Annotated in this window: 16 protein-coding genes and 1 tRNA gene; 13 read left to right on the top strand and 4 right to left on the bottom strand. The window is 52.9% G+C overall.

The window, feature by feature from the left end:
* The first annotated feature begins 278 nt into the window (after positions 1–278).
* The 7 genes from MXE39_RS11580 to purF all read left to right on the top strand — a co-directional run bounded on the left by MXE39_RS11580 (position 279) and on the right by purF (position 14,510).
* Positions 279–6,569 (top strand): DNA translocase FtsK, encoded by a 6,291-nt coding sequence (locus MXE39_RS11580; protein WP_246978837.1) that lies wholly within the window; start codon positions 279–281, stop codon positions 6,567–6,569.
* 491 nt (positions 6,570–7,060) lie between these two features.
* Positions 7,061–7,570 carry a thiol peroxidase gene (gene tpx, locus MXE39_RS11575; RefSeq protein ID WP_246978836.1) on the top strand — a complete coding sequence of 170 codons (510 nt, stop codon included), beginning with the start codon at positions 7,061–7,063 and terminating at the stop codon, positions 7,568–7,570.
* 394 nt (positions 7,571–7,964) lie between these two features.
* A complete protein-coding gene (gene lolA / locus MXE39_RS11570; RefSeq protein WP_246978835.1) occupies positions 7,965–8,681 on the top strand; it encodes an outer membrane lipoprotein chaperone LolA in 717 nt (238 codons plus the stop codon).
* Positions 8,682–9,171: 490 nt separating this feature from the next.
* A complete protein-coding gene (locus tag MXE39_RS11565) occupies positions 9,172–10,620 on the top strand; it encodes a replication-associated recombination protein A (RefSeq protein WP_246978840.1) in 1,449 nt (482 codons plus the stop codon).
* Between the two features lie 551 nt (positions 10,621–11,171).
* Complete coding sequence (gene serS / locus MXE39_RS11560; protein ID WP_246978834.1) at positions 11,172–12,473, top strand: serine--tRNA ligase; 1,302 nt, start codon at positions 11,172–11,174, stop codon at positions 12,471–12,473.
* On the top strand, positions 12,473–12,991 hold the full coding sequence (locus tag MXE39_RS11555; RefSeq protein ID WP_246978833.1) for a CvpA family protein: 519 nt from the start codon (positions 12,473–12,475) through the stop codon (positions 12,989–12,991). Before serS ends, MXE39_RS11555 begins: the two co-directional genes overlap by 1 nt.
* Position 12,992: 1 nt before the next feature.
* Positions 12,993–14,510, top strand: a complete 1,518-nt coding sequence (gene purF / locus MXE39_RS11550; protein ID WP_246978832.1) for an amidophosphoribosyltransferase — start codon at positions 12,993–12,995, stop codon at positions 14,508–14,510.
* A 217-nt stretch (positions 14,511–14,727) separates the two neighbouring features.
* Here the strand turns inward: purF and MXE39_RS11545 are convergent, their stop codons facing one another.
* Positions 14,728–15,375: a hypothetical protein gene (locus tag MXE39_RS11545; protein ID WP_246978831.1), complete on the bottom strand. Its 648-nt coding sequence runs from the start codon at positions 15,373–15,375 to the stop codon at positions 14,728–14,730.
* 157 nt (positions 15,376–15,532) lie between these two features.
* Here MXE39_RS11545 and MXE39_RS11540 point away from each other — a divergent pair, with 157 nt between their 5' ends.
* A complete protein-coding gene (locus tag MXE39_RS11540) occupies positions 15,533–15,688 on the top strand; it encodes a hypothetical protein (protein ID WP_246978830.1) in 156 nt (51 codons plus the stop codon).
* A gap of 917 nt (positions 15,689–16,605) precedes the next feature.
* On the opposite strand, the gene MXE39_RS11535 is transcribed toward MXE39_RS11540, so the two are convergent.
* Positions 16,606–16,683 (bottom strand) — tRNA-Val (locus MXE39_RS11535).
* Between the two features lie 749 nt (positions 16,684–17,432).
* Here MXE39_RS11535 and thrS point away from each other — a divergent pair.
* From thrS to rplT, 4 genes are all read left to right on the top strand, one after another.
* Positions 17,433–19,382 (top strand): threonine--tRNA ligase, encoded by a 1,950-nt coding sequence (thrS, locus tag MXE39_RS11530; RefSeq protein ID WP_246978829.1) that lies wholly within the window; start codon positions 17,433–17,435, stop codon positions 19,380–19,382.
* A 145-nt stretch (positions 19,383–19,527) separates the two neighbouring features.
* Entirely contained in the window at positions 19,528–20,070 is a 543-nt protein-coding gene (gene infC / locus MXE39_RS11525) for a translation initiation factor IF-3 (protein ID WP_246978839.1), read from the top strand.
* An 80-nt stretch (positions 20,071–20,150) separates the two neighbouring features.
* Entirely contained in the window at positions 20,151–20,363 is a 213-nt protein-coding gene (gene rpmI / locus MXE39_RS11520; RefSeq protein WP_246912894.1) for a 50S ribosomal protein L35, read from the top strand.
* Positions 20,364–20,378: 15 nt separating this feature from the next.
* The gene (rplT, locus tag MXE39_RS11515) at positions 20,379–20,738 is read left to right on the top strand and encodes a 50S ribosomal protein L20 (RefSeq protein WP_027938965.1); all 360 of its coding nucleotides are present in this window, start codon (positions 20,379–20,381) and stop codon (positions 20,736–20,738) included.
* Between the two features lie 273 nt (positions 20,739–21,011).
* Here rplT and MXE39_RS11510 read toward each other — a convergent pair whose 3' ends face one another.
* The gene (locus MXE39_RS11510) at positions 21,012–22,430 is read right to left on the bottom strand and encodes a hypothetical protein (RefSeq protein WP_246978828.1); all 1,419 of its coding nucleotides are present in this window, start codon (positions 22,428–22,430) and stop codon (positions 21,012–21,014) included.
* A 369-nt stretch (positions 22,431–22,799) separates the two neighbouring features.
* Between MXE39_RS11510 and MXE39_RS11505 the strand changes: the two genes are divergently transcribed.
* Positions 22,800–23,222: a hypothetical protein gene (locus MXE39_RS11505; RefSeq protein WP_247074148.1), complete on the top strand. Its 423-nt coding sequence runs from the start codon at positions 22,800–22,802 to the stop codon at positions 23,220–23,222.
* A 433-nt stretch (positions 23,223–23,655) separates the two neighbouring features.
* Here MXE39_RS11505 and MXE39_RS11500 read toward each other — a convergent pair whose 3' ends face one another.
* A complete protein-coding gene (locus MXE39_RS11500) occupies positions 23,656–24,945 on the bottom strand; it encodes a citrate synthase (protein ID WP_246978838.1) in 1,290 nt (429 codons plus the stop codon).
* Positions 24,946–25,752 lie beyond the last annotated feature (807 nt).

The raw sequence follows: 25,752 nt of genomic DNA, 5'->3' as shown, positions 1-25,752 counted from the left end.
TAAGAGAGTTAGGCGAGTTCATGTCCCAGCTCAGCCATGAGCGCATGCGTGATTGCTTCTGTTGTGACATTTTAGATGACCTTAAGGATGAAGTTTGATGAAAATCACACTAGCTTAATACGCCGTATTGCAGGCTGTTTCGGCTTTATAAAGACCGATTTTTGCCTTATACTTTGGAAGCTTTTGCCTTGAATTTTTCAGGTATGAAACAGTTCGATTTTGCGGACTGCCATGAGGCTGTGAACTCATGGGTGGTTGGAGATTAGGAGAAAGTTTTTATGGCAGCTTCAAAGGGAACACCAGGCGCACAGGGTGAGCGTAATCCCTTACGCATGGTGCTCTTTATTTTGAGTATTGGCCTGTGCCTTTTTGGCTTTTATTCCATTCTGGATTTTCAGAGTTCTGTTCAGGCTCAGCTCAGTGGTGAGCTTATTCTGGGCCAGGTGGATTCTGCCAGCTACAATCATAAGGACTCTCCTGTCTTAGGCTTCCTCTTTGAATACTTCGGTATTCTTACCTACCTCTTTGCCCTGATGATTGTCTATCTGGGCTACTTCCTCGTACTTAAGCCTGTTGATATATGGCATGCCGATTTTTACAAGGCTTGTCTGCGACTGCTGGGCTTTAACTTCCTGCTTATAGGCCTTGCCGGCGTACTGTCACGAACAGCTGATCTGGGCACCACCGGTGCCGGTGGTCTTCTGGGCGATATGCTCAACATGTTCTTTGACCTGGCTCTGCCAGGCCTGCTCAGTGTCTTTATCTTCGCCATTACAGCTTTCTGCGGTTTATCCATGTTAATGGGCCGCAATCCATTTTTCCTCTTTGACGGCCTTGGTGAAGTCTTCTTCAAGGTACTTCCAGCCCGTTCACGCAAGAGCCAGTCTGAATCCGTGTCAGAGTCTGAACTTCAGGAGCGTCTTGCTGCCGGTGCTCAGGATGATGGTATTGATGCCCGTGCGCTGGCAGCAGGCGGCGCCGGTGCCGCTCTGGCAGCAGGCGCTCTGGGCTCTGAGGCTCAGGCAGCTGGAAATGAGCTGCAGCCTGGCATGAGTGATCTGGTTATTCCTCTTGATGATCCTGCCGATCTTAATGCCGACGGCACTCAGGCAAATGGTCTGGGCAGCTCCGACGCCCTTGCCTTTGGCCAGCCTGTACCTCTTGATGACGGTATCCCTTCACTGCCAGATCTCAATGGCGAGCGCGGTGACACTCTGTCTCTTCAGCAAGGCCAGCAGCTGCAGGATCTCGACGCAGCTTCTGTAGCCGGTAATGGTGCTGCAGCTACTGGTGCAGCTGATGCAGCTGGTGTAGCCGATGCAGCCGCCGTAGCTGGTGCAGCCGATGCAGCCGCCGCTCAGGCCCATTCATTAAGGCTGCCTGATGATCTGCTGGGCGACATGGGTGGCGCAGGTGACATACCTGAATCCCAAAGCATGGGGGGGCATCAGTACAGTCCTGATATGCCTGACCATGTCAACAACATGGATGATGCCTTCCTGCAGGCTGCTGTTGAGGCCGCCCGCGATCAGGAACTTGAGGGGCAGGATGACGGATCAGCCATGTCTGGCGATTTCTTTGGCAATGTAATCACTGGCGAACATGGTCGCATGTCTCCTGACCTCAAGCCTGATTACAATATCCAGGAGCCAGGTTCACTCAATAATCAGCTTGACAGCTCAATTCAGGATGCCGCTGCTCTGGAGCATGAGGCTCTTAACAGCTCAGATCCCGATGTGGCCAGCGACTTCTTCAGCGGCCCAATTGTCAGCGATGCCGAACAGAGAATGGCTGGAGGCGTAGACGCCCTCGAGGGTGAACATGTTCCTGGTGATGTCTCCCCAATGCCTGACCTTGGAGATAGCGCTCCGGTTAACGATTTCTTTGCAGCCACCATGAACGATGCCATGCGTGAGAGCATGGCCCATGATTCAGCTTCAGCCCCGGCTGATGCTGGCGAGGCAGTCGACATGGGCAATGCCCCAGGTAGCATGCGCGACAGCATGGGCGGTATGCGCGAAGGCATTAATGACGCCATGGGAGCTGATTACGATTCAGATCAGTTCGGACGTGCTGCTGACAATATCAGCCAGGCTGATGATTCTTACAGGGATTTTGCCCCTGAGGCCGGTGCTCCAGACACTCTGGGCGCTGATCAGGGCGGAATTCAGGGTATTGCTGCTGATGATTCATTTGCCTCATGGCAGGATGAAGCTCAGAGAGCTGCCGACAGTGCTCAGCCTTCTCAGGATCAGAATCTGCGTTCAGCTGCGCCAGCTACTGAGGTCGACCGCGCTGCAGATGACCTTCTGCCAGTTGCAGGTGAGTTCTATGATGAAGCTGCAAATGCAGCTGCTGATGCCTATGAGGGCATGACCTCTGACTCATCTGTAGCTGCAGCCCGCAGTGCTATTTCCGCTGCCGCCGCAGCTGCAGCTGGTCGTGCTGCCGCTGCAGGCTTTACCGGCGCTGCCGGTGCTGCAGCCGCTCATGCAGCTGGCAGTGCCGCTTCCGGTCCTGTAATGGCTCTGAGTGCTGCTGCTGATCACTTCAGGGATCGTGCTGCTGCTGCAGATAAGGATGCTGCTGAGCGCGATGAGGCAGCCCGTCGTGAGCTCGAGGAGGCCAAACGCCTGGAGCGCGAGCGCCAGGAGCGTGACGATGCTGCCCGCCGTGAACGCGAAGAGGCTGAGCGCAAGGAGCGCGAGGAAGCTGAACGTCGTGAACGCGAAGAGGCTGAGCGCAAGGAGCGTGAGGAAACTGAACGTCGTGAACGCGAAGAGGCTGAGCGCAAGGAGCGTGAGGAAGCTGAACGCCGTGAGCGCGAAGAAGCTGAGCGCAAGGAGCGTGAGGAAGCTGAACGTCGTGAGCGCGAAGAGGCTGAGCGCCTGGAGCGTGAAGCAGCTGAAGCAGCTGCCGCTGAAGCAGCTGCAGCAGAGGCCGCCGCTCAGGCTGCTGCCGAGGCTGAGGCGGCCCGTGCTGCTCAGGAAAGTGGCAAGCCTGAGGGGGCTGATGAGAACAGCCCTTATGGTTACGGCACTTATGCTGCTACCCATAAGCTGCGTCGCGAGCGTGAAGATCATGCTGCTGTTGCTGTACCTGAGACAACAGCAGCTCAGGGCAATGAAGAAGAGTCCGCTGAGGAAAATCCAGGTGCTGTACACACTATCGTTCAGCGTACCGATCCTGAGGTTTTTGCTGCTCAGCAGGAAGCCCGACGCAAGGAGCGTGAGGAGGCTGAACGCCGTGAGCGCGAAGAGGCCGAGCGCAAGGAGCGCGAGGAAGCTGAGCGCAAGGAACGTGAAGAGGCCGAACGCAAGGAACGCGAAGAAGCAGAGCGCCGCGATCGTGAAGAGGCAGAGCGTAAGGAGCGCGAGGAAGCTGAGCGTAAGCAGACTGAGCTCGAAAATGAGCAGGCTGCTGCAGCCGCACAGGACTCTCAGTCCGATAATGCAGGTCAGGATGCTGATGATGCAGAGCAGCTGACTGATGGTGCCAGTGACGAAGAGGAAGAGGCGCCTATCTACGCCGGTACTTATGCCGCCAAGCTGGCCCGTGAGCGTGCGGCTCAGGAAGCCCGCAGTGGTCGCAAGAACAGACGAAAGAGCGAAGAGCTTGAAGAAAGTGCTCAGGATGCTCAAGAGCACAAAGAAGAGCAGGGCCCAAGCACTATTATTCGTGATACCCGCCGTGAGTTTGAAGAGGCTCAGGCTGCCCGTGCCGCTCAGGCTAAAGCTGCACAGTCGGGTCAGGGTGCTGACGCAGCTGCTTCGGCAGCCGCAGCTGGTGCTGATGGCGCTCAGGAATCTGGCAGTGTTGAAGTAAACATGTTTGGTTCTGATGATGCAGACAGCCCTTATGAGCCACGTCATGCCTATGATTTTGGCAGCGGCCAGAAGGCAGGTCAGCTCGATGAAAGCCTCAGTGGCACTTCATCATCTGGTGACAGCGATGACGATGATGAGGGCTATTTTGCCGGTGCCGCCATGCATGATCACAGTGAAGACAGCTCTGATGACGCAGACGATGATGACAACGAGAATATCATTGCCTTTGACAGCATTGGCAAGGAAGACAGCGGCTATGAAGTAGGCGCGCTTACCTCTGCTTTCATTCCTGTACCTGATGACAACCATGCTCCTGTCAGACAGACTCCGGTACGCTCCGGCTCTGCATCTGTTCAGGAAAAGTCACAGCGCACTGAAAAGGCTGCCATTGAAGCTGCCCATGTAGCACAGGAAGAAAAGAAACAGACTGCTGACAGCGCAGGTAACACCTACGCAACCGCTGCAGATACTGATCATGATGATCTGGCATCCTGGGCCGGTGCCGTAGCCTCAGCTCTCAATGAGGGTTCCGCCGGTATGGAAAACCAGAGCACTGGTGCAGCACAGTTAAATAATGCCGGTGGCCAGAATATGGAGCCTGCAGGACAGTTCGTACCTGTACCGGAGGGACAGACCCTTGCCGGTGCTCAGGCCGGCTTTGGTAACAATGGCCAGCCTGTGCAGTACATGCAGATGCCCAACGGACAGGTAGTACCTGTAATGCCAGGTGCAGTTAACCAGCCGGTAAACAGCATGCCCGGTATGGGGCAGTACGTTCAGCTTCCCAACGGACAGGTAATGCCGTTCGTGCCTGGTAATATGAACCAGGGCATGATTTACCAGGGGCAGCTAAACGGCATGATGAATCCAGCCATGGCAAATGGCATGCACCCACAGCAGGCAATGCAGGGACAGGCAGGCTTTGCAGGTCAGCAAGGCCTGGCAGCTCAGTCAGGTTTTCCCGGCCAGACAGCCGTACATGGCATGATGGGTCAGCAGGGCCAGCAACAGCTGCCACTGCCAGGTCAGCTGCCACTGCCAGGTCAGCAGCAGCTGCAAAATCAGCCGGCTGCTGCAGGTCAGCCTGCATCTGCAGGCCAGCAGGGGCTGGCCGGACAGGCTGGCATGCCTGAGGCCGGTAACAACTTTATGGGAGCTCACAACTCCAGCACTTCAAATCTGCCATCTTACATGGCCGGAGTGGCTCAGGGGCAAAGCCCGGTGAGCGAGCCACGTGGCAGCCGTGCTCTGTGCACAGTGCCACGCCGCAAGTACGACAGCTGGAGACCATCTCTTGATCTGCTGGCCCGCTCAAACAGCCATGTCAGCGAAGATCTTGAGGAGCTCAATAAGAGAGCCGAACTTATCAATGAGGTCCTGCAGTCATTTGGTGTCAAGGCAACAGTAGCTGATTACCTTACCGGACCTGTGATCACCCGCTTTGATCTGGATCTGGCTCCGGGCGTTAAGACCTCGGCTATTTCCTCTATTGAAACCGAGCTGTGCCGCAATCTGATGGTGCCTAACATTCGTGTGGTACCGATTATTGACGGCTCGTCCTATGTCGGTCTTGAGGTGCCTAATACGGTACGCCGCTTTATTACCCTGGCTGATATGGCAGAAAGCCGTGAGTTCCAGGAGACCACCAGCTCACTGCCTATGTGTCTTGGTGCCTCGGTAACAGGCAGCCCTGTAGTAAAGGATCTGGCTGAGGCTCCACATCTGCTGGTAGCCGGTACTACAGGTTCTGGCAAGTCAGCCGGTCTGAACACCATGCTGATTTCCATGCTGCTCAAGTGTTCACCGGCTGAGCTGCGTCTTATTCTCGTGGACCCTAAGCAGCTTGAGTTCTCTATCTACAAGGATCTGCCTCATCTGATTACTCCGGTAATCACCGATGTTGCTGAAAAGACTCCGGTAGCCCTCAACTGGTGTGTTGATGAGATGGAGCGCCGCTTCAAGCTCATGTCCATGCTGGGTGTTAGAAAGCTCTCCGAGTTCAACGAAATGGTAAGACGTGAGGCTCAGGCCGGACGCTCTATTGCCGATCCGCTGTGGACTGTTGATCAGGGACCTCATCCTCAGGCTCTTGAGCCTCTGCCATGCATTGTGGTGGTGGTTGAGGAATTTGCTGACCTCATGGCTCAAAGCGGTCGCAAGAAGGACAAGGAGGGTACTCCTGAGGGCCTGATTGCACGTCTGAGTGCCAAGTCCCGTGCCGCAGGTATCCATCTGGTACTGGTTACCCAGACTCCACGTTCAGAGGTGGTCACCGGTACCATCAAGGCCAACTTCCCATCTCGTGTGGCCTTTACTGTGCAGAACCGTCTTGATTCCACCATTGTGCTGGATGAAAAGGGCGCAGAGACTTTGCTTGGCAATGGCGACATGCTTTACAAGTTCACCGGCTCAAGCACAGCTACCCGTGCTCACGGCGCATTTACCTCCAATGATGATGTAAGGGCTGTGGTTGAGGCATGGCGTGAGCATGCCGGTGCTCCTGAGTACCTTGAGGACGTTATTTACGTTCCTGAAGAGGAGCATGACGAGCCAGGTGAGGCCCGTGCCCGCGAGCGCGAACTGGACGTAAAGTTCGATGCTGCCGCTGCCCTGGCCCGTGAGTACCTGGAGCTGCGTGGCAAACCGCCAACCGTTTCAGATCTTCAGACTGAGCTTGGTGTAGGCTTCCCAAGAGCCAAGAAGATTCACATGCAGCTCATGCGTGAAGGCGTCTTCAACTGACAGATCAGGCCCGGCTCCTGTTTACCGGTCCTGCCACTGCTTACTGGTTCATTAACTGCTCCGGTTACAGGTTTACAGATCCAGTTACCGGACCATTAACTGCTCCTGGAACGGGCTCAGTAACTGGGTCGGTAACGGGCTCAGTAACGTGGTCGGTAGCAGGCATGGAGCCTGCAGATAAAAGAGCGGGGGCGCAGAGAAATCTGCGCCCCCGTCTTTTTTCACGTGATTCTGGCTCTATCTGTGAGTCTGAGTTGAGCCAGAACTGGCGTGTTTTCCTGCAGTCAAAATGTCTTTGGCCCCCGAACATAAGGCAGGTTTCCAGGATCCCAGTTGCAGGCTGTTTTTAGCAGTCTGTTTAGTCTGGATGTGCTTTGTTTATCGAAAACTCCTGTTGCATCTAAGAAAAATTCTTGGTTGCAACTAATTGGACGGCGTCACTGTGCGAAGTATGTATAATCGTTGCAGAACATTAACCCAGGAGATATGAAATGACTCAAGTTACTTTCCAGCAGGCACCAGTAAACGTAAAGGGCTCTTTAATCAAGGTTGGCGACGTTGCTCCTAACTTTGTAATGACCAAGAACGACCTGAGCGACTACGAGCTGGCTGCCAACAAGGGTAAAGTATTAGTTTTATCAGTTGTTCCAAGCCTCGACACCCCAGTTTGCCAGGCTTCTGCCCGCGCTTTCAATGAGAAGGCTGCCGGTCTGGGCGCTGAAGTCCTCTGCATCTCCAAGGACCTCCCATTTGCTTCCGGCCGTTTCTGCACCGCTGAGGGCATCCAGAACGTAGTTGCTCTGTCCGACTTCCGCAACGACTCCAACTTCGGTGAGGCCTATGGTCTTGAGATCGCCGATACCGTTCTGCGTGGCCTGTTAACCCGTGCTGTTATCGTAGTTGACAAGGAAGGCAAGGTTGCCTACGTTGAGCTGGTTGGCGAAATCACCAACGAGCCAAACTACGAGGCTGCTCTGGCTGCTGCCAAGGCCGCTTTATAATTCAGCTGCAAGGTCAGTTTTGAATTAACAGGATTTCTTCATACCGCTTCAGGTAGAGAAATACTGACAAAGACAGGGGCGTCTGCATCATGCAGACGCCCCTGTCTGCTTAATGGCCTGGCAAAAATGCCGCCTGTGAGCTCCTGGCTGTATAAAATGCTCTGTAGTGGGTTATCATGCTTTGAGGTGGTATGCACACTCAAGACCGTATGCTGTTCACGCATCAGCTCGAGTATTTGCTGCACATACGCCCTGTGGGCGTCCACAGGGCGCTCACAGGGCGCCGCGTCGCAGGTGAGGCGGCAGGTGCATCTGGTGCTGCGCTGCAGCGGCCTGCCGACAAAGCGCGCATTAAGGACACACAGGTTTTTCTTTATCCAAGGCAATTATTACTATGGCTTACTCACGTCTGTTTTCTAAGGGAGGGGCTCTTACAGCCCTGAAGTCAGCCGGTATCGGCATGGTGCTGGCAGCCTCACTGGGGGCAGGCGCCATGACGGCCCATGCAGCTCAGGCTCCGGCTGCTGTAAAGGCATCAGCAACCAATGCTGCCAGGGCCTCGCTTAAGGAGCTTGTCGATGCAATACCCCGCTTTACTGCCAACTTCAAGCAGGAACTGACGGACGAGAGTGGCACTGTTCTTTCTGAGGCCCGTGGCAAGATTTACATGATGAATCCTGACCACTTCATGATGCATACCCGCATCCCTGATGAGACCGCTCTTTATACCAGGGGCAAGGACATCTACTACTATGACGCTGCCGTAAATCAGGTCTCCATTTTCAGCATGGACAATCTGGGCAGCAATCCTATCATTCTGCTCTCCAGCTCCGATCCGGCCAGGTGGGATAACTACAGCGTAAGCCGTGACGGATCCATCTATACCCTCATTCCTAAAGATCCTCAGGAAGTGCGCAGCATTACCATCAAGTTCATCAACCACAATATTGATGGCCGCAAGGGTTATATCAACACCATTGATTCGCTGACCATTCGCATGGACGATGGCAATACCAATTTCTATCTCTTTACCAACCAGAAAGATGCCGTATCCCGCAAAAACTTTGAGTTCAGCCTGCCACCTGACGTAGAGATCGACGATCAGCGCTGATTGCTTCAAAAAACGTAAGCCGCACCGTTCTAAGCTGCCTGGCCGCCATTGCGGCAGCTGACGCTTCTGCAGACGCGGCTGCAGACGCAACTGCGGCGGAGCGGCCTGTGCGGTCTGTTCGGTACCTCATGGTACGGCCGGGCGGGGGCTTGCATTGAGCAGGGGTAACTAATACACCAGGAGCACTTTAATGGACACAAAACAGGGAGATCTCTTCGGCTGTCTCGACGCTGACAACGATATCCTCAGTCCCTCAGCAAAGTCAGATGACAAGGGGCTGTCATCCTCTTTGTCTGGAAGTGGTGCTCCGCTGTCCTCGGGCGGTGCCGGTGATGATGTGGGTGGCGCAGGCGCTGCGGCTGGCGCTGCGGCGGCTGGTGCTTCAGCTGGTGCGGCTTCAGGTGCAGGCGGCCTGGCAGGTGGTTCGGGCACATCAGGCGGTGCATGGGAGGATGACCGTCCGGCCTTTATGCTCGGCGGCGGGCCTGCCATGGACAGTGAGCCTGAGTCTCTGGTTGATGAAAATGCCGCTGATGACCCATTTGCGCCACTGGCCGCACGACTGCGTCCGCGCAATCTTAATGAGTACATTGGTCAGAGTCATCTTATTGGCCCGGGCCGCCCTTTACGTATGGCTCTTGAGCGTGGTCAGTGCTACTCAATGATTCTGTGGGGACCGCCTGGTGTGGGTAAGACTACGCTTGCCTTTATCATTGCCCGCAGTACTAATGCCCATCTTGAGCAGATTTCAGCTGTTACCAGCGGTATAAAAGATATACGTGAGGCTGTGGAGCGTGCCCGTCAGCGTCGTGCCCGGGGCATCAGAACCATTCTTTTTGTCGATGAGGTGCACCGCTTCAACAAGGCTCAGCAGGACGCTTTCCTGCCGCATATTGAAAACGGCACTGTGATTTTTATCGGCGCCACCACAGAAAATCCGTCCTTCCAGGTCAATTCAGCTCTGCTGTCACGTGCCCGCGTCTATGTGCTCAAAAAGCTTACCGATGAAGAGCTCTCGGCTCTAATCGATCTTGCTCTGACCTCTGAGCGTGGCCTTGCCGATCTGAACCTGACCTTTGATGACAGGGTACGACATGCCATTATGGAGCTTTCAGGTGGTGATGCCCGTCATCTGCTGACTACACTTGAGATGCTCTCAGATGATGCCGCTCCTCTGCCTGACGGCCGCAAGGTCATTACCTACGCCATGGTCGGAGCTGTAGCCGGTCGCCGCATCATCAGTTATGACAAGGGCGGAGATAATTTCTACGACCTGATATCTGCCTTCCACAAATCTGTACGAGGATCGGCTCCTGATGCGGCCCTGTACTGGTATGCCCGCATTCTTGAGGCCGGAGGGGATCCGCTTTATGTGGCCCGTCGGCTGCTGGCTGTGGCTACTGAGGACATTGGTCTTGCCGATCCTCAGGCCATGCAGATTGGTCTGAATGCCTGGGATATCTACACCCGTGTAGGCGAGACCGAAGGTGCACGTGCTATTGCTCAGGCAGCCGTATACATGGCCCTGGCTCCTAAGAGCAATCATCTGTACACAGCTTTTGGCAAAGCCCGCTCTGATGCCTCCAGACTGCCATCCTTTGAGGTGCCGCTGTATATTCGCAATGCTCCAACTGCTCTGATGGAGTCCCTTGGTTATCACAAGGGTTACCGCTATGCCCATGACTACCAGGGAGCCTATGCTCCTGGCGAATGCTTTATGCCTGAGGAGCTGCACGGACGTACCTATTACGAGCCGAGCAACCGTGGCTATGAGGAATACCTCTCAAGACGCCGCGATTATCTCAAACAGCTCGATGCCATGGCCCCTCCTGCCGAGCAGCGCTTCCCTCCGGGTCATGACCGTCAGATGCTCGATAAGCTGCGTATGATGCACCCTGACCTGTTCACTGACAGCGATGATAGCAATGAGCATCACTGACAGCACAGTAAGCCATGATTCACAGTCCCGCCGTCCTGTCTTCGACCAGGTCAGCGGGACTGCTGTTTTTTGCGCCTGAAAGTGCGCACCTGGCAGGCCGGGCGGCGCCAGAATAGCCATGGCCTCGTCACTGTGGGCTGTGGCTTGCAAAAGCAGTCTGTGCCTGGTCGCTGCGCGCATGGCGCCGGTGGATGCCCTGGGGCTGGTCGCTGAGCGCCTGGCGGCCGATGAGCCATGTCCTGGTCGCTGCGCGCCGGGGCGTCGGATGCCCTGGGGCTGGTCACTGGGCGCCCGGTGACGCCCGGTCGAACCGGGGATTGCGTGGAGTGCTGAGGCTAATAAAATCGGTTAAGTTCAGCATGTATGGCAATTCGTGATAAAATTCGGGATTTGTTATGACAAGAAAAAGGCCTGATGCTTTAGCTTTAAACCGGTTCGGGATACAGCCGCAAAGTCAGCCCTGACAGAAATACAGACGGGTTTTGTGCCCGTGATATGACTGCCGTCAGTCCTTGTTCTCATTTTTCCTATCTTTAAATGGCGAGCTTATCATGCTGGATTCTAGATATATTCGCGCAGACCTGGCCACGACCAGAGATATTCTGGCTAACCGTAATTTCACCCTTGATGTTGAAAAGCTGTCCCAGCTTGAAGAGCAGAGAAAGGACTTAATGGTCCGTACTCAGGATCTTCAGGCCAAGCGCAACTCCCTGTCCAAGTCCATTGGTCAGGCAATGCGTGAGGGTAAGGATGTTGCTGCCATCAAGGCTGAGGTCTCCGCTATCGGTGATGAGCTTGATAAGACCAAGAAGCAGCAGGACGAGGTTCTTGCTGAGATTGAAGCCATTGCTCTGACCATTCCTAACCTGCCACATGAATCTGTTCCAGTAGGCAAGGATGAAAATGACAATGTAGAGGTACGCCGCTGGGGTACTCCACGTACCTTTGACTTTGAGGTCAAGGATCACGTGGCTCTTGGTGAGGGTCTGGGCCAGCTGGACTTTGCCAATGCCCGCAAGATTTCCGGTGCCCGTTTTGCTCTGATGAAGGGCCCAATCTGCTCCCTGCACCGCGCTCTGGTTCAGCTGATGATCGATCTGCACTGCCAGAAACAGGGTTACACTGAAGTTTACGTACCATACCTGGTTAACACCGACTCTCTGTACGGTACCGGCCAGCTGCCAAAGTTTGGTGAGGATCTCTTCCACACCAGCCTCAACGGCAATGCTGACGGTGATGACGTAAACCGTCATTTCTGCCTGATTCCTACTGCCGAAGTACCATTAACCAACATGGTACGCGACGAAATCATTCCTGAGGATCAGCTGCCAATCAAGCTTACCGCTCACACCCCATGCTTCCGCTCTGAGGCAGGTTCTGCCGGTCGCGACACCCGTGGTTTAATCCGCATGCACCAGTTCGACAAGGTTGAGATGGTGCAGATTGTCCGTCCTGAGGACTCCTTTGAGGCTCTCGAGCAGTTAACCCGTGATGCCGAGTCTGTACTGCAGGCTCTGGAGCTGCCTTATCGTGTAGTTGCTCTGTCCACCGGTGACATGGGCTTCTCCGCTGCCAAGACCTACGATCTTGAGGTATGGATTCCAGCTCAGAATACCTACCGTGAGATTTCTTCCTGCTCCAACTGCACCGATTTCCAGGCCCGCCGTATGCAGGCCCGTCTGCGCCGTAAGGACAACAAGATCGAGCTGCTGCACACCTTAAACGGTTCCGGTCTTGCCGTAGGCCGTACTCTGGTTGCTGTTATGGAAAACTATCAGAATGCAGACGGCTCCATCACCGTACCTGAAGCCTTACGTCCTTACTTAAACGGTCTTGAGGTAATCGGCAAATAATGTTCACCACAGCTGATTGGCTGATTCTGGCCGTAGTTGTCCTCTCAGGCGCCCTGTCTCTGTTCAGGGGCTTTATCAAGGAAGCCGTTTCCCTGATCGCCTGGGTTGGTGCTTTCATTGTAACCAGCCGCTTTTATGAGCCCCTGGCTGCAAAGGTGACCTTTCTTCAGGATGATATGGTCAGGAAAGCGTTTGCCTGCGCAGTTCTGTTCATAGCCACCATTCTTGTAGTTGGCCTCTGTGGCAGTCTTATCAGTTCACTTATTAACAGGGTAGGCCTGTCAGGCACAGACAGACTTCTGGGAGCGGTTTTCGGCGTTATGCGCGGCGTTCTCATAGTCTGTGTGCTGCTGGCACTGATGCAGATTGGCTTCAAGCTTCAGATTCTGAGCTTTGTAGCTGACTCGCCTTTCTACAGGGATTCGCTGCTCATTCCTGAGATGCAGCGCATCGTCAACTGGTTCTTTGCCAATGGACCAGCCACCCCAGAAGACTTTAACAGCGCGTTAGGAGCCTAATATGTGCGGAGTAGTGGGCATTGTTGCCAATTCACCAGTTAACCTGTCCCTTTATGATTCCTTAACCGTGTTACAGCATCGCGGTCAGGATGCTGCCGGTATCGTTACCCTTGATGAGGGCAACTTCAGGCAGCGTAAGGCCAATGGTCTGGTCAGCGAGGTTTTCCAGCAGAAGCACATGATGCGTCTTAAGGGCAATATTGGTATAGGTCACTGCCGTTATCCAACTGCCGGCTCATCTTCAGCTGCTGAAGCTCAGCCTTTCTATGTAAACTCACCTTTTGGTATCGCTCTTGCGCACAACGGTAATCTCACCAATTCCCGTGCTCTTAAGGAAAAGTGTGACAGCATCTTCCGTCATGTGAACACTTCATCTGACTCTGAGATTCTGCTCAATATCTTTGCCGGCCGTCTGCAGGACATTACCGGCTGCCGTCGCAAGCCAACTGCTGAGGATATCTTCGAGACTATCCGTGGTGTTAACAAAGACATCAGCGGCGGCTATGCCGTTGTTTCCCTGATCATCGGCTCCGGTCTGGTTGCTTTCCGCGATCCTAATGGTATCCGTCCTCTGGTACTGGGTCACCGCAAGGATGAGCAGGGCCGTGATGAGTATATGCTGGCCTCCGAGTCAGTAGCTCTGTCTATCTGCGGCTTCAACCTGGTTCGCGATGTTGAGCCGGGTGAAGGCATCTTCATTGAGGAAAACGGCACTCTGCACACTGCCATGTGTGCTGACAATGCAAAGTTACAGCCTTGCATCTTCGAGTATGTATATTTTGCCCGTCCTGATTCCATCATGAACGGTGTTTCCGTATACGCTGCCCGTGTCAGCATGGGTACCAACCTTGCTGAAAAGATCAAGCGCGAGTACAGCCATCTCAATATCGATGTGGTCATTCCTATTCCTGAGACCTCCTGCGATATTGCTGTACAGATCGCACGTATCCTTGGTGTACCTTACCGCCAGGGCTTTGTGAAGAACCGCTATATCGGCCGTACCTTCATCATGCCAGGTCAAAAGCAGCGCAAGAAGTCAGTACGCAACAAGCTCAACCCTATCCCGGCTGAGTTCAAGGGCAAGCGTGTACTGCTGGTTGATGACTCCATCGTTCGTGGTACTACCTCCGGCCAGATCGTTGATATGGCCCGTGAGTCCGGTGCTGAGGCTGTTTACTTTGCCTCCGCTGCTCCTGAGGTACGTTATGCCAATGTCTATGGCATTGACATGCCTACCGTAAAGGAACTCATTGCCTACAACCGTACCAATGAGGAGATCTGCGAGCTTATCCATGCCGACGCCCTGATCTACCAGGACATTAAGGACATGGAAAATGCCGTACGTGCTGAAAATCCAGCCCTGACCTCCTTTGAGGAGTCCGTATTTACCGGTGAGTACATCACCCCAGGTGTGGACGAAGAGTACTTTGCTTTCCTCGATCAGCAGCGCTCTGATGACGCCAAGGCTGACAAGGCATGGAAGGACTCCAACGAGAGCCTTGAGATTTACAATATCTAATCATTGCTCTCCACCTCCAGCCAGGCACAGCCTGTGAGGTACACAATGCCTCTCATGGCTGTGCCTGGTCTGCATGTCGATGACGTGACAGCTGCACTGTGATAAACAGTGCCGATAAAAAAAAGAGCCCGATCTTAACGATTCGGGCTCTTTTTTTCGCTCTGCTTATTAAGGCAGGTCCGGACAGTCCGGCCTGCCAGTCAGGCAATGGGGCTTATTATGAGCCCTTCTGCAGACGGTTGATCTGCTCGTTTAATAAGGTGACCTGAAGCTCGTTCATCTTGGAGAGCTGATCACGCAGGGCCTGCTGCTCCTCTGGAGCGGCCTCGGCCAGCTTCTGCTTTACGCCATCGATGTCGGTCTTGATCTGGGTCAGGCACTCGTCGATCTGAGTGTCGGAGAGCATGTCAGGGGTGGCAACCTCGGTGCCCTGGGAGGCAGCTGCGGTTGGGGTTAAGAGCATGTTAGCCAGTAAAACACCGGCGCCGGCACCAGCCAGGGAGCTGATGAATGCACCACCCATGCCCATACCGCCTGCTGGGGCGGCTGCTGGAGCAGCGGCTGGAGCGGCGTTCTGGTTAGGACGGGTAGCGTTCTGGGAGAACTGGGCGTCTTTCTGCTGGTTGTTGGCAGCAGTCTTGTTGTCATTGTTAGCGGTACGTCTGGTGGTAGTAGCAGAAGCACGTGGGGCGGTAGCGCGTGGAGCTGCACGACGGGAGCCGCCGCGACGGGCATCAAACTGAACGGTGGCAACATCGTTGACCAGGCCGCTGATTAAATTGGTTACAGGGTTAGCCTGTACGCCCTGAGCGGTCAGAGCAAAAGAAGCTGCAATTGCAGAAGCGATTAAAGTTTTCTTAAACATTGTGCAAACCTAAAAGTAGTTAAGCTAACTAAACTAAGGCAAGCATAGCACACCCTAATTAGTTATAAATTAGGTTTTTTCCGGCTTTATTACAGGCATCACACTGTAACAGCCAGGGTGACCTCATGGCCAAATACACAGGAAAATTAACTGTCATATGGATAAGTGCTTAATTTACCTGTGCCTATGCGGCATAAAGCATGGCAATAACGGCACCAATAGCCAGAACGATCAGAACCAGAAATACACCGGCAAAGAACTTGAGCATATCAACCTCACTTACGGGAGCATTAATAACAGTGCCTGTAACTGATAAAAATATGCATATCAGTCACTGCAACCAGAGCCGCATAACAAAGACAGCTAAGCCCCGTTCCAAAAATCTCCAAAAAAGCCCCAAAACATACCCTTAACAGCTCCGGTAAAACCAGAGTCGTGGGCACTGCCAAGCCGCAGCAATCCATGGCAATGCAGTGACAATATGCCATAAGAGCCGTAATCTGACAAAAGCCTGCCTGAAACACCAGAAAGTCCTTGCCTCTGTCAGTTCATTCTGCCCTCCACCTGCAGGTTCATCCGCCTTCAAGTTCATCCACCCGAGGTTCACCCACCTGCAGGCTCATCTACTTGCAGGATCATCCGCCTTCAAGTTCATCCACCCGCAGGTTCATCCACCCGAGGTTCACCCACCTGCAGGCTCATCTACTTGCAGGATCATCCACCTGCAGGTTCATCCATACGCAAGCTAATCCGCAAGCTCATCTGTCATTCAGCCATGCAGCTGAACTGAGCTCTCATTCTGTGAGCGTATTAAATAAGCATGTGGCGCACAGCTCAGTGTGCTGAGCGCCTGCGAGTTGAAAACGCTTTACAAAACTTAAGATAAGGCCTTTTCAGAATGATCCGAATTTATGGGACAGGCATGGCAAAGGTGCTGATAAAGGAATGGGATGCATTTGATCGTCAGCATTGCAGTTTGCAAGATACGCGTATGCTAAGAGGCATTTCGCGCAAAAGCATTACAGGCAAGGTAGAGGTGATGTGGACGCACGTAATCGGCAGTCAGCAGGTAAATGGACAGGTACAGCTATATGTAGAGGCAGCAGGGGACAGGGGATACGAGATATGAGGTATGGGGCAGGGGAGAGGAGTTTGACTGGCCGGAGGGCAGTTTTATGGATTGGGGCCTTTTTTCAGGCAAAAAAAAATCAGCACTGAGGCTGATTGGGATGGTGCGCCTTAGTGGACTCGAACCACCGACCCCCACCATGTCAAGGTGATGCTCTAACCAAGCTGAGCTAAAGGCGCATTGTTTCTGACTCGTCGTCAGCGAACGGTGTGCATTATAGCGATGCCCATAACCATTGGCAAGAGAATTTTACAAATTTTTCAAAATTTTTTGACATTTCGGTCCGCAATAAGGCCATTTTGAGCATAAAAACGCCAATTATGCCGATTTTTCTGCAGATATTGCTCCCAACGGCTGACTGCAGGTGATTTCAGCTCCAGGCAGCATGCGATGGCAGGGACCGGCAGACCCTGGCAGGTACTGTACAGCTATGGCGCGGCAGAACCACACAGAGAGTGTACTGACAGGGAGATGCAAAGCCTGCAGAGAGTGTACAGCCATGGAGTGGCAAAGCCTCGCAGAGAGTGTACGGCCAGGGAGTGGCAAAGCCTCGCAGATAGTGTACTGCCAGGGAGTGGCAAAGCCTCGCAGAGAGTGTACTGGGCTGGGGCTATGCGGGCATGGTGTGGCTGCGCGTGAACATATGCATGGGGCTGGCATGACGGTGGAAGACTGGCTGCTGTGCAGGAGGGCAAGTCCGGGAGTATGGCCATGGGGCCTGGGAGCGGTTTTGGCCTGAAAATCGGCTTGATTTTGCGGGCCAGGTCACTTTTTCGTGCAAAGGGGGACTGCCAGGCGTATACTTGAGTGCTGATGGCATCGCACAGGTCAGTGCAGACGGGTTAGCCTGCGCATGGTTGTGATGCGGTCTTGTTAACTTTTATTAGAGGACCTCAAGGTGCATCGTTGGCACCGTTGGTTTGAACCTATGATCAAAATTACTTTACCTAATGGCGCTGTCAAAGAGTTTGAAGGCGCAGTATCAATTGCTGATGTAGCTGCCAGCATCGGCCCAGGTCTGGCCCGCAGCTGTGTTGCCGGCCGTATCAATGGCGAATTACATGACGCCTGCGATCTCATCACCGAAGATGCAGCAATCGAGATTGTTACCCCTAAGGACAAGGACGGTCTTGAGATTATCCGTCACTCCTGTGCCCACCTTTTAGGTCACGCCATCAAGCAGTTATGGCCTGATACCAAGATGGCTATCGGTCCTGTGGTAGATAACGGCTTCTACTATGACGTTGATCTGGACCACAAGCTCACTGCTGAGGACATGGAAGCTCTCGACAAGAGAATGCACGAGCTGGCCAGGACCGACTACAAGGTAATCAAGGAAGTTGTGGACTGGCAGGGTGCTTACGATGCCTTCACCAGCCGTGACGAGCCATACAAGAAGTTAATCCTCGAAGAGAATATCGACAAGTCCGACAGACCAGCTCTGTATCATCACGAAGAGTACACCGACATGTGCCGTGGCCCTCACGTTCCACACATGTCCTTCTGTTCCAACTTCAAGCTGACTCACTTTGCCGGTGCCTACTGGCGTGGCGATTCCAAGAACAAGATGCTCCAGCGTATCTACGGTACCTGCTGGGCCTCCAAGGAGGAGCTGGCCGACTATCTGCGCAAGCGCGAAGAAGCCGCCAAGCGTGACCACCGTGTTCTGGGCAAGAAGCTCGACCTGTTCCACTTCCAGCAGGAAGCTCCTGGTCTGGTTTTCTGGCACCACGACGGCTGGACCATCTACCGTCTGGTAGAGGATTACATGCGTGGCATGCTCCACAAGTATGGCTATATTGAGGTTAACACCCCTCAGATTATGGACCGCGTACTGTGGGAGCGTTCCGGTCACTGGGACAAGTACGCTGAGAACATGTTCACTACCGCCTCTGAGAACCGTGAATATGCCATCAAGCCAATGAACTGCCCTGGTGCCATTCAGATTTTCAACAGCCGCACCCGTTCCTACCGTGATCTGCCAATCCGTATGGCCGAATTCGGTAAGGATCACCGTAACGAACCATCAGGTTCTCTGCACGGTCTGCTGCGTGTTCGTGGCTTTGAGCAGGATGATGCCCACATCTTCATTACTGAAGATCAGATCCTTCAGGAAGTTACCGAGTGCATCAAGATGGTTTACGAGGTTTATGACAACTTCGGATTCCACAAGATCGACGTCAAGCTCTCTACCCGTCCTGAAAAGCGTATCGGCTCTGATGAGATCTGGGACAAGTCTGAAAAAGATCTGGCCGACGCTCTGACCGCCAATGGTCTTGAGTTCGAGCTTCAGCCAGGCGAGGGTGCTTTCTACGGTCCTAAGATCGAGTTCACCCTGCACGACTCTCTGGGCCGTGCCTGGCAGTGCGGTACCATTCAGCTGGACTTCTCTCTGCCGCAGCGTCTTGACGCCCACTATGTAGGTGAGGACAACAAGGACCACGTTCCTGTTATGATTCACCGCGCCATGCTGGGCTCTCTGGAGCGCTTCATCGGTATTCTTACCGAAGAGTTTGCCGGCGCCTTCCCTACCTGGCTGGCCCCTGTTCAGGCTGTTGTCATGAACATCACCTCCAACCAGGTTGAGTATGTAAAGGAAGTTACAAAGAAGCTCGACGAGGCCGGTATCCGTGTCCAGTCAGATCTGCGTAATGACAAGGTAGGCTTCAAGATTCGTGAGTATACCTTAATGCACGTTCCTTACATGCTGGTATGTGGTGATCGTGAGGCTGAGAACGGCCAGGTCGCAGTACGTACCAGAAAGGGTGTAGATTTAGGTGCAATGCCTGTTGATGATTTGATTAGCATGATCAAATCTGATATCATATCGCGCAAACTTTTTACCAGGGCCGATGAGAAGCCTGAGGAAAAAAAGTAGAATAGCTGCATCAAGTCGCTAATTTTCGGACCTCACGTTCGATATGAAAGAGCTGGTGAAGCAATATTGCCAGCTCTTTTATTGTGCCCCTGGCACATGTAAAGTTGCAGCCTGATCAGTGATCTTTGGATACTAGGAGTCTGCTATAAACAGCGCAAAAAAGACCGGTAGGCCACAGCCTAAAAACCGGGTGAACGGTGACATCAGATGTCGTGAAGTACGTCTGATTGGAGAGGACAATGAGACTATAGGTGTCATGCCTACAGTTCAAGCTTTACGCATGGCTGAAGAAGCTGGTGTTGATTTAGTTGAAATCAGTCCTAATGCTGAGCCGCCAGTCTGTCGCTTAATTGAGTATGGCAAGTACCTCTACGAGAAGAGCAAGGATCAGAAAAAGAAGAAGCAGAAAGTCGTCCAGATTAAGGAAATCAAATTCCGTCCTGGTACTGACGAAGGCGACTATCAGGTTAAACTACGCAACCTGATTCGCTTCCTCGAAGAGGGCAACAAGGCCAAGGTGACATTACGCTTCCGTGGACGCGAAATGGCTCACCAGCACATTGGTCTGGATGTTCTCAAGCGTGTAGAGCACGATCTATGCGAAGAAAAGGGACTGGCTACGGTTGAAAGCGCCTCACGTGTTGAGGGCCGTCAGGCAACCATGGTTCTCGCCCCTAAGAAGAAATAAGAATCCTAAGGGAATCCAAGTCCTGAAAGGTATTACCTGCAGGCCCCTTACTTTCTACTCATAATGCGGAGTTATAAATAATGGCTGGAAAAGTCAAGGTCAAGATGAAGACCGATCGTGGCGTTGCCAAGCGCTTCAAGAAGACTGGCAGTGGTCACTTCAAGTGCCGTCACCAGAACTTACGTCACATCCTCACCAAGAAGAGCCGTAAGCGTAAGCGTTCATTACGTGCTATGAACATCGTTCATACTTCTAATGTCCGCGCTATCATGCGTCAGTTACCTTACGCCTAATTGGAGGATTTTTAAATGGCAAGAGTTAAGCGTGGTGTTACCGCACGTGCCCGTCATAAGAAGGTTTTAAAGGCTGCCAAGGGTTACTACGGTGCCCGTTCCCGCACCTACCGCGTTGCCGTCCAGGCCGTTACCAAGGCCGGTCAGTACGCCTACCGTGACCGTCGTCAGAAGAAGCGTCAGTTCCGCGCTCTGTGGATCGTACGTATCAATGCTGCCGCCCGTCAGTACGGTTTAAGCTACAGCAAGTTCATGAACGGTTTAAAGAAGGCCAACATCGAGATCGACCGTAAGGTTCTCTCCGAGCTCGCCATCAACGAGAAGGCCGCTTTCGAGACCATCGCTAACCAGGCCCGCGCTGCTTTAGGTTTATAATTTAAACCTTTGCTGGTCTGACAGCTAAAAAGGGGGTTGTGCATATGCACAACCCCCTTTTCAATTTTACCGGTGCTGTTTTCGTGCGCCCTGCCCTCAGCACGCCTTTAAGTCGGCTTCCCGGGCCATCACCATGGCCATCACCATGGCGCATGCCAACGAACATGTCCCTGACCTGGCCCTTTGCCCTGACCATGGCCCAGGCCCCCGGCAGACCAGACCGGGCGAGATCCCAGGTCTTGTCTGCCGGGTCCTGGTGGCAGTTGCAGTGCTCTAACTGATGTTCAGGCCGGCAACAGCAAATGCCGCCTTAGTGCTGTCTGTACAGTCCGAGTAAATCTTGCCCTGAAGCTGCTCGTTGTCATAGACATATACGCTGAGCTCATGGCACTGCCTGAGGAGTTCAGGAACACTGTTGAGATAGTCAGGATATGTAGTGAGACATTTTACTCTCGCTTCTGTAATGTGGTTAGCAAGGTCACACTCGATAACGGCAGCGCAGAATGCTACGAAGGCTCTGTAAAGTACTCCAGCCTCAGTTCTTGCCCCCAGTCTGCGGTTATTCATATTTCCTTTCAGCCTCAGATTTGCAAGTTTCACATGCCTTATATTTTTGTAAATGGTGCGGGCCTCCTGAGCACTCATTGAGCCATCATCTGTTATAAGAACATCAAATCCAAAATTACGGGCAGTTTCTTCAAGCTTTGTGTCAACAAACCTTATCTGACGGGCCTCCTCGCTTTGAGGAAGATGTTTTTCCGGCTGATAGTTTGTTAATGCCAGTAATGCAATCCTATAGTCTTTGGAAAGCTCTTTGCCCATAATAAGGTCAGTGGTTGCGCGGTTCACCAGATCAATGCATCTCCTGATTTTATCTGATTTGAGTAAAGTGTCATAAAACACATGGCAATATAGCTTTGTTCCTGTGTCGTTGACTTTGCTCATGTCTGCAGTAGCAGCACTCTCATGTCCTTTCTCAAGAATAATAAGCCTGTACCCAATGAGCGTCGGATACTTATCAAAGAGACGAAAACAGGATGGGGCGTTCACTGCCGGAAATTCAGGTGTCTCTTTTAACGCTTCGGCAAGAGCAGCAGCTCTGTACCTGCTGCCGTCCCTGCAGTTCAAAAGGAAGCTCTGACCAGCATTTAGCAGTGTGTCAATGAGCTCATCGTCAGCACCAGTATTGTCTGCGACATATAACATCCTGAATAAAAGGTCATCAGTGCCTTCCACTCCCAGCTCATTTAACGACTGCATTGCCTGAGCAGTATAGTCGCAGCTGCCTTTGCCCAATATGAAAGTAATAGGAAGAGAGCCTTCTTCTGTGGTAGTAAGGAGATCAAAATCAGTATGTTCTGAGCACTCTTCGTATTTTTGCCTGGTATTTAAAACTGTTTTGCCGAAGAGGTCGTAGTTATTCTGATGCGGACTGATGAAGTCTGACTGATCATTCAAATCTGCATTGGTGCCTGACGCAAAGACAAAGTCAGAGCTCTTTGACGACAGTATATTTCCTGCATACTGACGCAGAATCTTACGTACTTTATCCTGGTCAATCTTTTTTAAGGAGTTAACGAAAGCAGTGGATGTTATTCCACCAGATACAGGAAGGTCGTACTGGTAAACAAAGCTTTCCAGGTCCTGGACGTTGAGCTCTCCAGTCAGAACAGTTCTGGCTACCAGTGACATAACGTGACTTCCGGCTCTTTTTCCCAAATGCTTATATACAGCCTGGGCCAGACCTGTTCTTGTGGCACTGGCAAACACTGCATGAGCAGCTGCATTCTTAACTGCCAGTATATGGCCCTGGGCAGCTGTGCCCTGCAGGCCTGACATTGCAAACTGTTCAGGAATTATGCTGCCTTTACCTGGCGATTGCCTGCCTGTTCTGGCAGATCCTCGACCTTTTCTGGCAGCACCATGGTCTGCTCTGGCCGACTCACGGTCGGAGCTGGCAGAGCAATGACTGCTCCGTGTACCAGCTGTACTGCTGTCGTCAGAGGACTCATCGGCAGTGTCGCCTGACCCGGTACTGGTGCTGTCATTATGTAACCAGGCATGATTGAGTTCTGCCGGTGCAGCAATGAGCTCACCATCAAGCTTAATGCCAGGCACAGCAGTACCACCATCTTGCTGCAACTGGCTCTTCGGGAAGAAGTAGTTTTTGCCACCCTTCCTGTACATCTCATAGTACTCAAGTTCAGGATAGTCCCTGATGATCTGGCGGTCTCTCCATACCACCCAGCCCTCGCGATTGCCACCGTCAATATGGCCAACCACATGCAGGTTTTTCTGCCTTGCATGTCCCTTAATAAGACGTCCGTCTGCACCAGTCTTGTCCTTTACCCATACAGAATCATAGGTGCTAAGTGCCCAGCCATTTTTGCCGTTTCTTCGAGCGGTCAGACTGATTTTAGGTGGTTCAGGAATTTTCATAATAACAATCCAGCTGGTATCAAAACTGTTAGAGTCGTGGCTTAGTTTATACCATCATTTAAACAGGCATTATAGAAATCTCAAATCAGCAATTATGCCACGTTACAATGCAAGGCCGGGCTGCCATGCTGCTCGCAGGCCAGGCCACCATGTAGCATGGCTGTAAGAGCTCCTGACGGCATATAGCCCGTCATGCAGGCAGGTACGGCAGAGCAGCCAGGCCAGGGCCGCTCAGGTCCCGTCAGGGAGGCCTGTCATGGCCGGTCCCGTCCCGCCAGGGAGGCCTGTCAGAGCCGGTCAGGTCAGAGAAGCCTGGTCAGGACGGGTCGCGTCCCGTCAGGGAGGCCTGGTCAGAGTCGAGCTGTCCGGGGATGTTATGGCAGTGACGCCTGTAAAACGCAGGCATGAAAAAACCCGGTCAGCACAGAGCTTCAGCACTGTGTTGCCGGGCTTTTTCATGCCTTGGGGGACGGGCCTGTTAACGCTCGTCCATGGCAATTACGTGGCGCTCTGGTGAGCCAATGTAAATCTGACGTGGACGGCCGATACGGCTCTCTTCCATGTTCTGCATCTCGTTCCAGTGAGAAATCCAGCCAATGGTACGGGCAAGGGCGAAGATTACAGTAAACATGCTTACTGGAATACCGATTGCCTTTAAGATGATACCGGAGTAGAAGTCTACGTTAGGGTAGAGATTACGCTTTACAAAGTACTCATCACTCAGGGCAATCTGCTCAAGCTCAGTGGCTACTCGCAGAATTGGGTGATTGTAGATCTTGAGCTCCTGGAGAACTTCGTGGCAGGTCTCTCTCATAACAAGAGCACGTGGGTCATAGGTCTTGTATACGCGGTGACCGAAGCCGGACAGACGGAATGGATCGTTCTTGTCCTTGGCGCGCTTGATGAACTCAGGGATGCGCTCTACAGTACCAATCTGCTCAAGCATGCGCAGACAGGCTTCGTTAGCACCACCGTGAGCAGGACCCCACAGGGAAGCGATACCGGCAGCAATACAGGCATAAGGGTTGGCGCCTGATGAACCGGCCAGACGTACTGATGAGGTAGAGGCGTTCTGCTCATGGTCGGCATGCAGGGTAAAGATGCGGTCCAGAGCGCGCTCAATAACAGGGTTAACTTCGTAGGTCTCACATGGGGTAGCAAACATCATGTGGAGGAAGTTACCTGCGTAGCTCAGATCATTACGTGGGTAAATGAATGGGTGGCCAATGGAATACTTGTATGCCATGGCTGCAAGGGTAGGAATCTTGGCAATCAGGCGGATAGCGGTAGCCTGACGGTGCTCAGGATCATAAATGTCCAGGCTGCCGTGATAGAACGCACTTAAAGCTCCAGCCACACCGCACATAACGGCCATTGGGTGGGAGTCACGACGGAAAGCCTTAAACAGGGAAGCAATCTGCTCATGAATCAGAGTGTGGTGCTGTACGCGGTAGCAGAACTCGTCATACTCACGCTTGCTTGGCATCTCACCGTTGAACAGCAGATAACAGACCTGCAGATAATCTGCCTTACGGGCCAGATCAGCAATTGGATAGCCACGGTACAGCAGAATACCCTTCTTGCCATCAATGAAAGTAATTCGGGAGCTGCATGCAGCAGTTGACACGAAGCCTGGATCATAGGTGAAGTAACCCTGCTTACCCAGTTCTCGGATGTCGATGCACTCAGGTCCTACGGTGCCCTTTAAGATAGGCAGTTCGATAGGATCATGGCCGGGAATGGTTAAAGTAGCGACCTTGTCCAGGATTGTAATGTCGTGTAAATCACTCATTTAGCATGCGCCTCCAAAACTTTCAGATGCAATGGACGACAAAACTATAACTATTTCAGTGCGTTATTTTTCACATTTGCCTAAAATGATCCAATTTGGGGACGGTAACAAATTGGTGCAAGTATATGGTGCGATCCGCATTACACGCCCTTATGAGTGCGATTTACAGGCACTTTTTTACCCGGCTTCAGAGCACTAATACCACTGATACAGTGTGGTCTGCATCAATAAGGCACTAAATAAGTGCAATAAAAGCATAAAAATGATACCAGTAACATATAGAATATAAGGCAATTTTCACTGTCTAACACAGCTCTGTAACAGCCTTCCACCACAGCAATGTCCTGATCTGCCATGACATCCATCTGCAGCCTGGCGCAGCTTGCAGCTCCCGCCAGGTTCGCCAAGGCACCGCTTCAAATGTCAACGCCACTGAGACTGTCAGTGCCTGTATCGGCCACCCTTGAGCAGTGACAGCGGGCAAGATTGTCTTGAGGTTCCAGCAATGCATATACATATATATGCAGCTTATGTCCTGGCCAGAAAAAAGACTGGATCGCAGCCAGTCCGCCCGGCCGACCAGGCATGCCTGACCAGGCTGCCTGACTTGGCATGGCATACCTTGCATTGGCTACTCTGGAGTCATGTTGCTTTATGCTTCATGTTCGATGTTGATGTTTTCTCTGCTACTGGCAGGCCTGTGGCCTGTCGCCTGTGGCATGGACAGGGGCAGAGGCAGAGTCAGGTACAGGGGCAGAGGCTGGGGCAGGGGCAGAGGCTGGG

The organism is Anaerobiospirillum sp. NML120511 (genome assembly GCF_023050955.1).
Taxonomy (GTDB): Bacteria; Pseudomonadota; Gammaproteobacteria; order Enterobacterales; family Succinivibrionaceae; genus Anaerobiospirillum.
Note: the sequence above shows the minus strand (reverse complement) of the source record. Positions and strands in the feature narration are given on the sequence as shown.

What these genes read in the sequence shown, in the direction of transcription:
- MXE39_RS11510 (WP_246978828.1), bottom strand. Translation starts at nt 22,430, where the DNA reads ATGTCACTGGTAGCCAGAACTGTTCTGACTGGAGAGCTCAACGTCCAG.
- MXE39_RS11565 (WP_246978840.1), top strand. Translation starts at nt 9,172, where the DNA reads ATGGACAGTGAGCCTGAGTCTCTGGTTGATGAAAATGCCGCTGATGAC.
- rplT (WP_027938965.1), top strand. Translation starts at nt 20,379, where the DNA reads ATGGCAAGAGTTAAGCGTGGTGTTACCGCACGTGCCCGTCATAAGAAG.
- MXE39_RS11505 (WP_247074148.1), top strand. Translation starts at nt 22,800, where the DNA reads ATGATTGAGTTCTGCCGGTGCAGCAATGAGCTCACCATCAAGCTTAAT.
- MXE39_RS11540 (WP_246978830.1), top strand. Translation starts at nt 15,533, where the DNA reads ATGGATAAGTGCTTAATTTACCTGTGCCTATGCGGCATAAAGCATGGC.
- tpx (WP_246978836.1), top strand. Translation starts at nt 7,061, where the DNA reads ATGACTCAAGTTACTTTCCAGCAGGCACCAGTAAACGTAAAGGGCTCT.
- serS (WP_246978834.1), top strand. Translation starts at nt 11,172, where the DNA reads ATGCTGGATTCTAGATATATTCGCGCAGACCTGGCCACGACCAGAGAT.
- MXE39_RS11555 (WP_246978833.1), top strand. Translation starts at nt 12,473, where the DNA reads ATGTTCACCACAGCTGATTGGCTGATTCTGGCCGTAGTTGTCCTCTCA.
- MXE39_RS11545 (WP_246978831.1), bottom strand. Translation starts at nt 15,375, where the DNA reads ATGTTTAAGAAAACTTTAATCGCTTCTGCAATTGCAGCTTCTTTTGCT.
- MXE39_RS11580 (WP_246978837.1), top strand. Translation starts at nt 279, where the DNA reads ATGGCAGCTTCAAAGGGAACACCAGGCGCACAGGGTGAGCGTAATCCC.
- thrS (WP_246978829.1), top strand. Translation starts at nt 17,433, where the DNA reads ATGATCAAAATTACTTTACCTAATGGCGCTGTCAAAGAGTTTGAAGGC.
- lolA (WP_246978835.1), top strand. Translation starts at nt 7,965, where the DNA reads ATGGCTTACTCACGTCTGTTTTCTAAGGGAGGGGCTCTTACAGCCCTG.
- purF (WP_246978832.1), top strand. Translation starts at nt 12,993, where the DNA reads ATGTGCGGAGTAGTGGGCATTGTTGCCAATTCACCAGTTAACCTGTCC.
- rpmI (WP_246912894.1), top strand. Translation starts at nt 20,151, where the DNA reads ATGGCTGGAAAAGTCAAGGTCAAGATGAAGACCGATCGTGGCGTTGCC.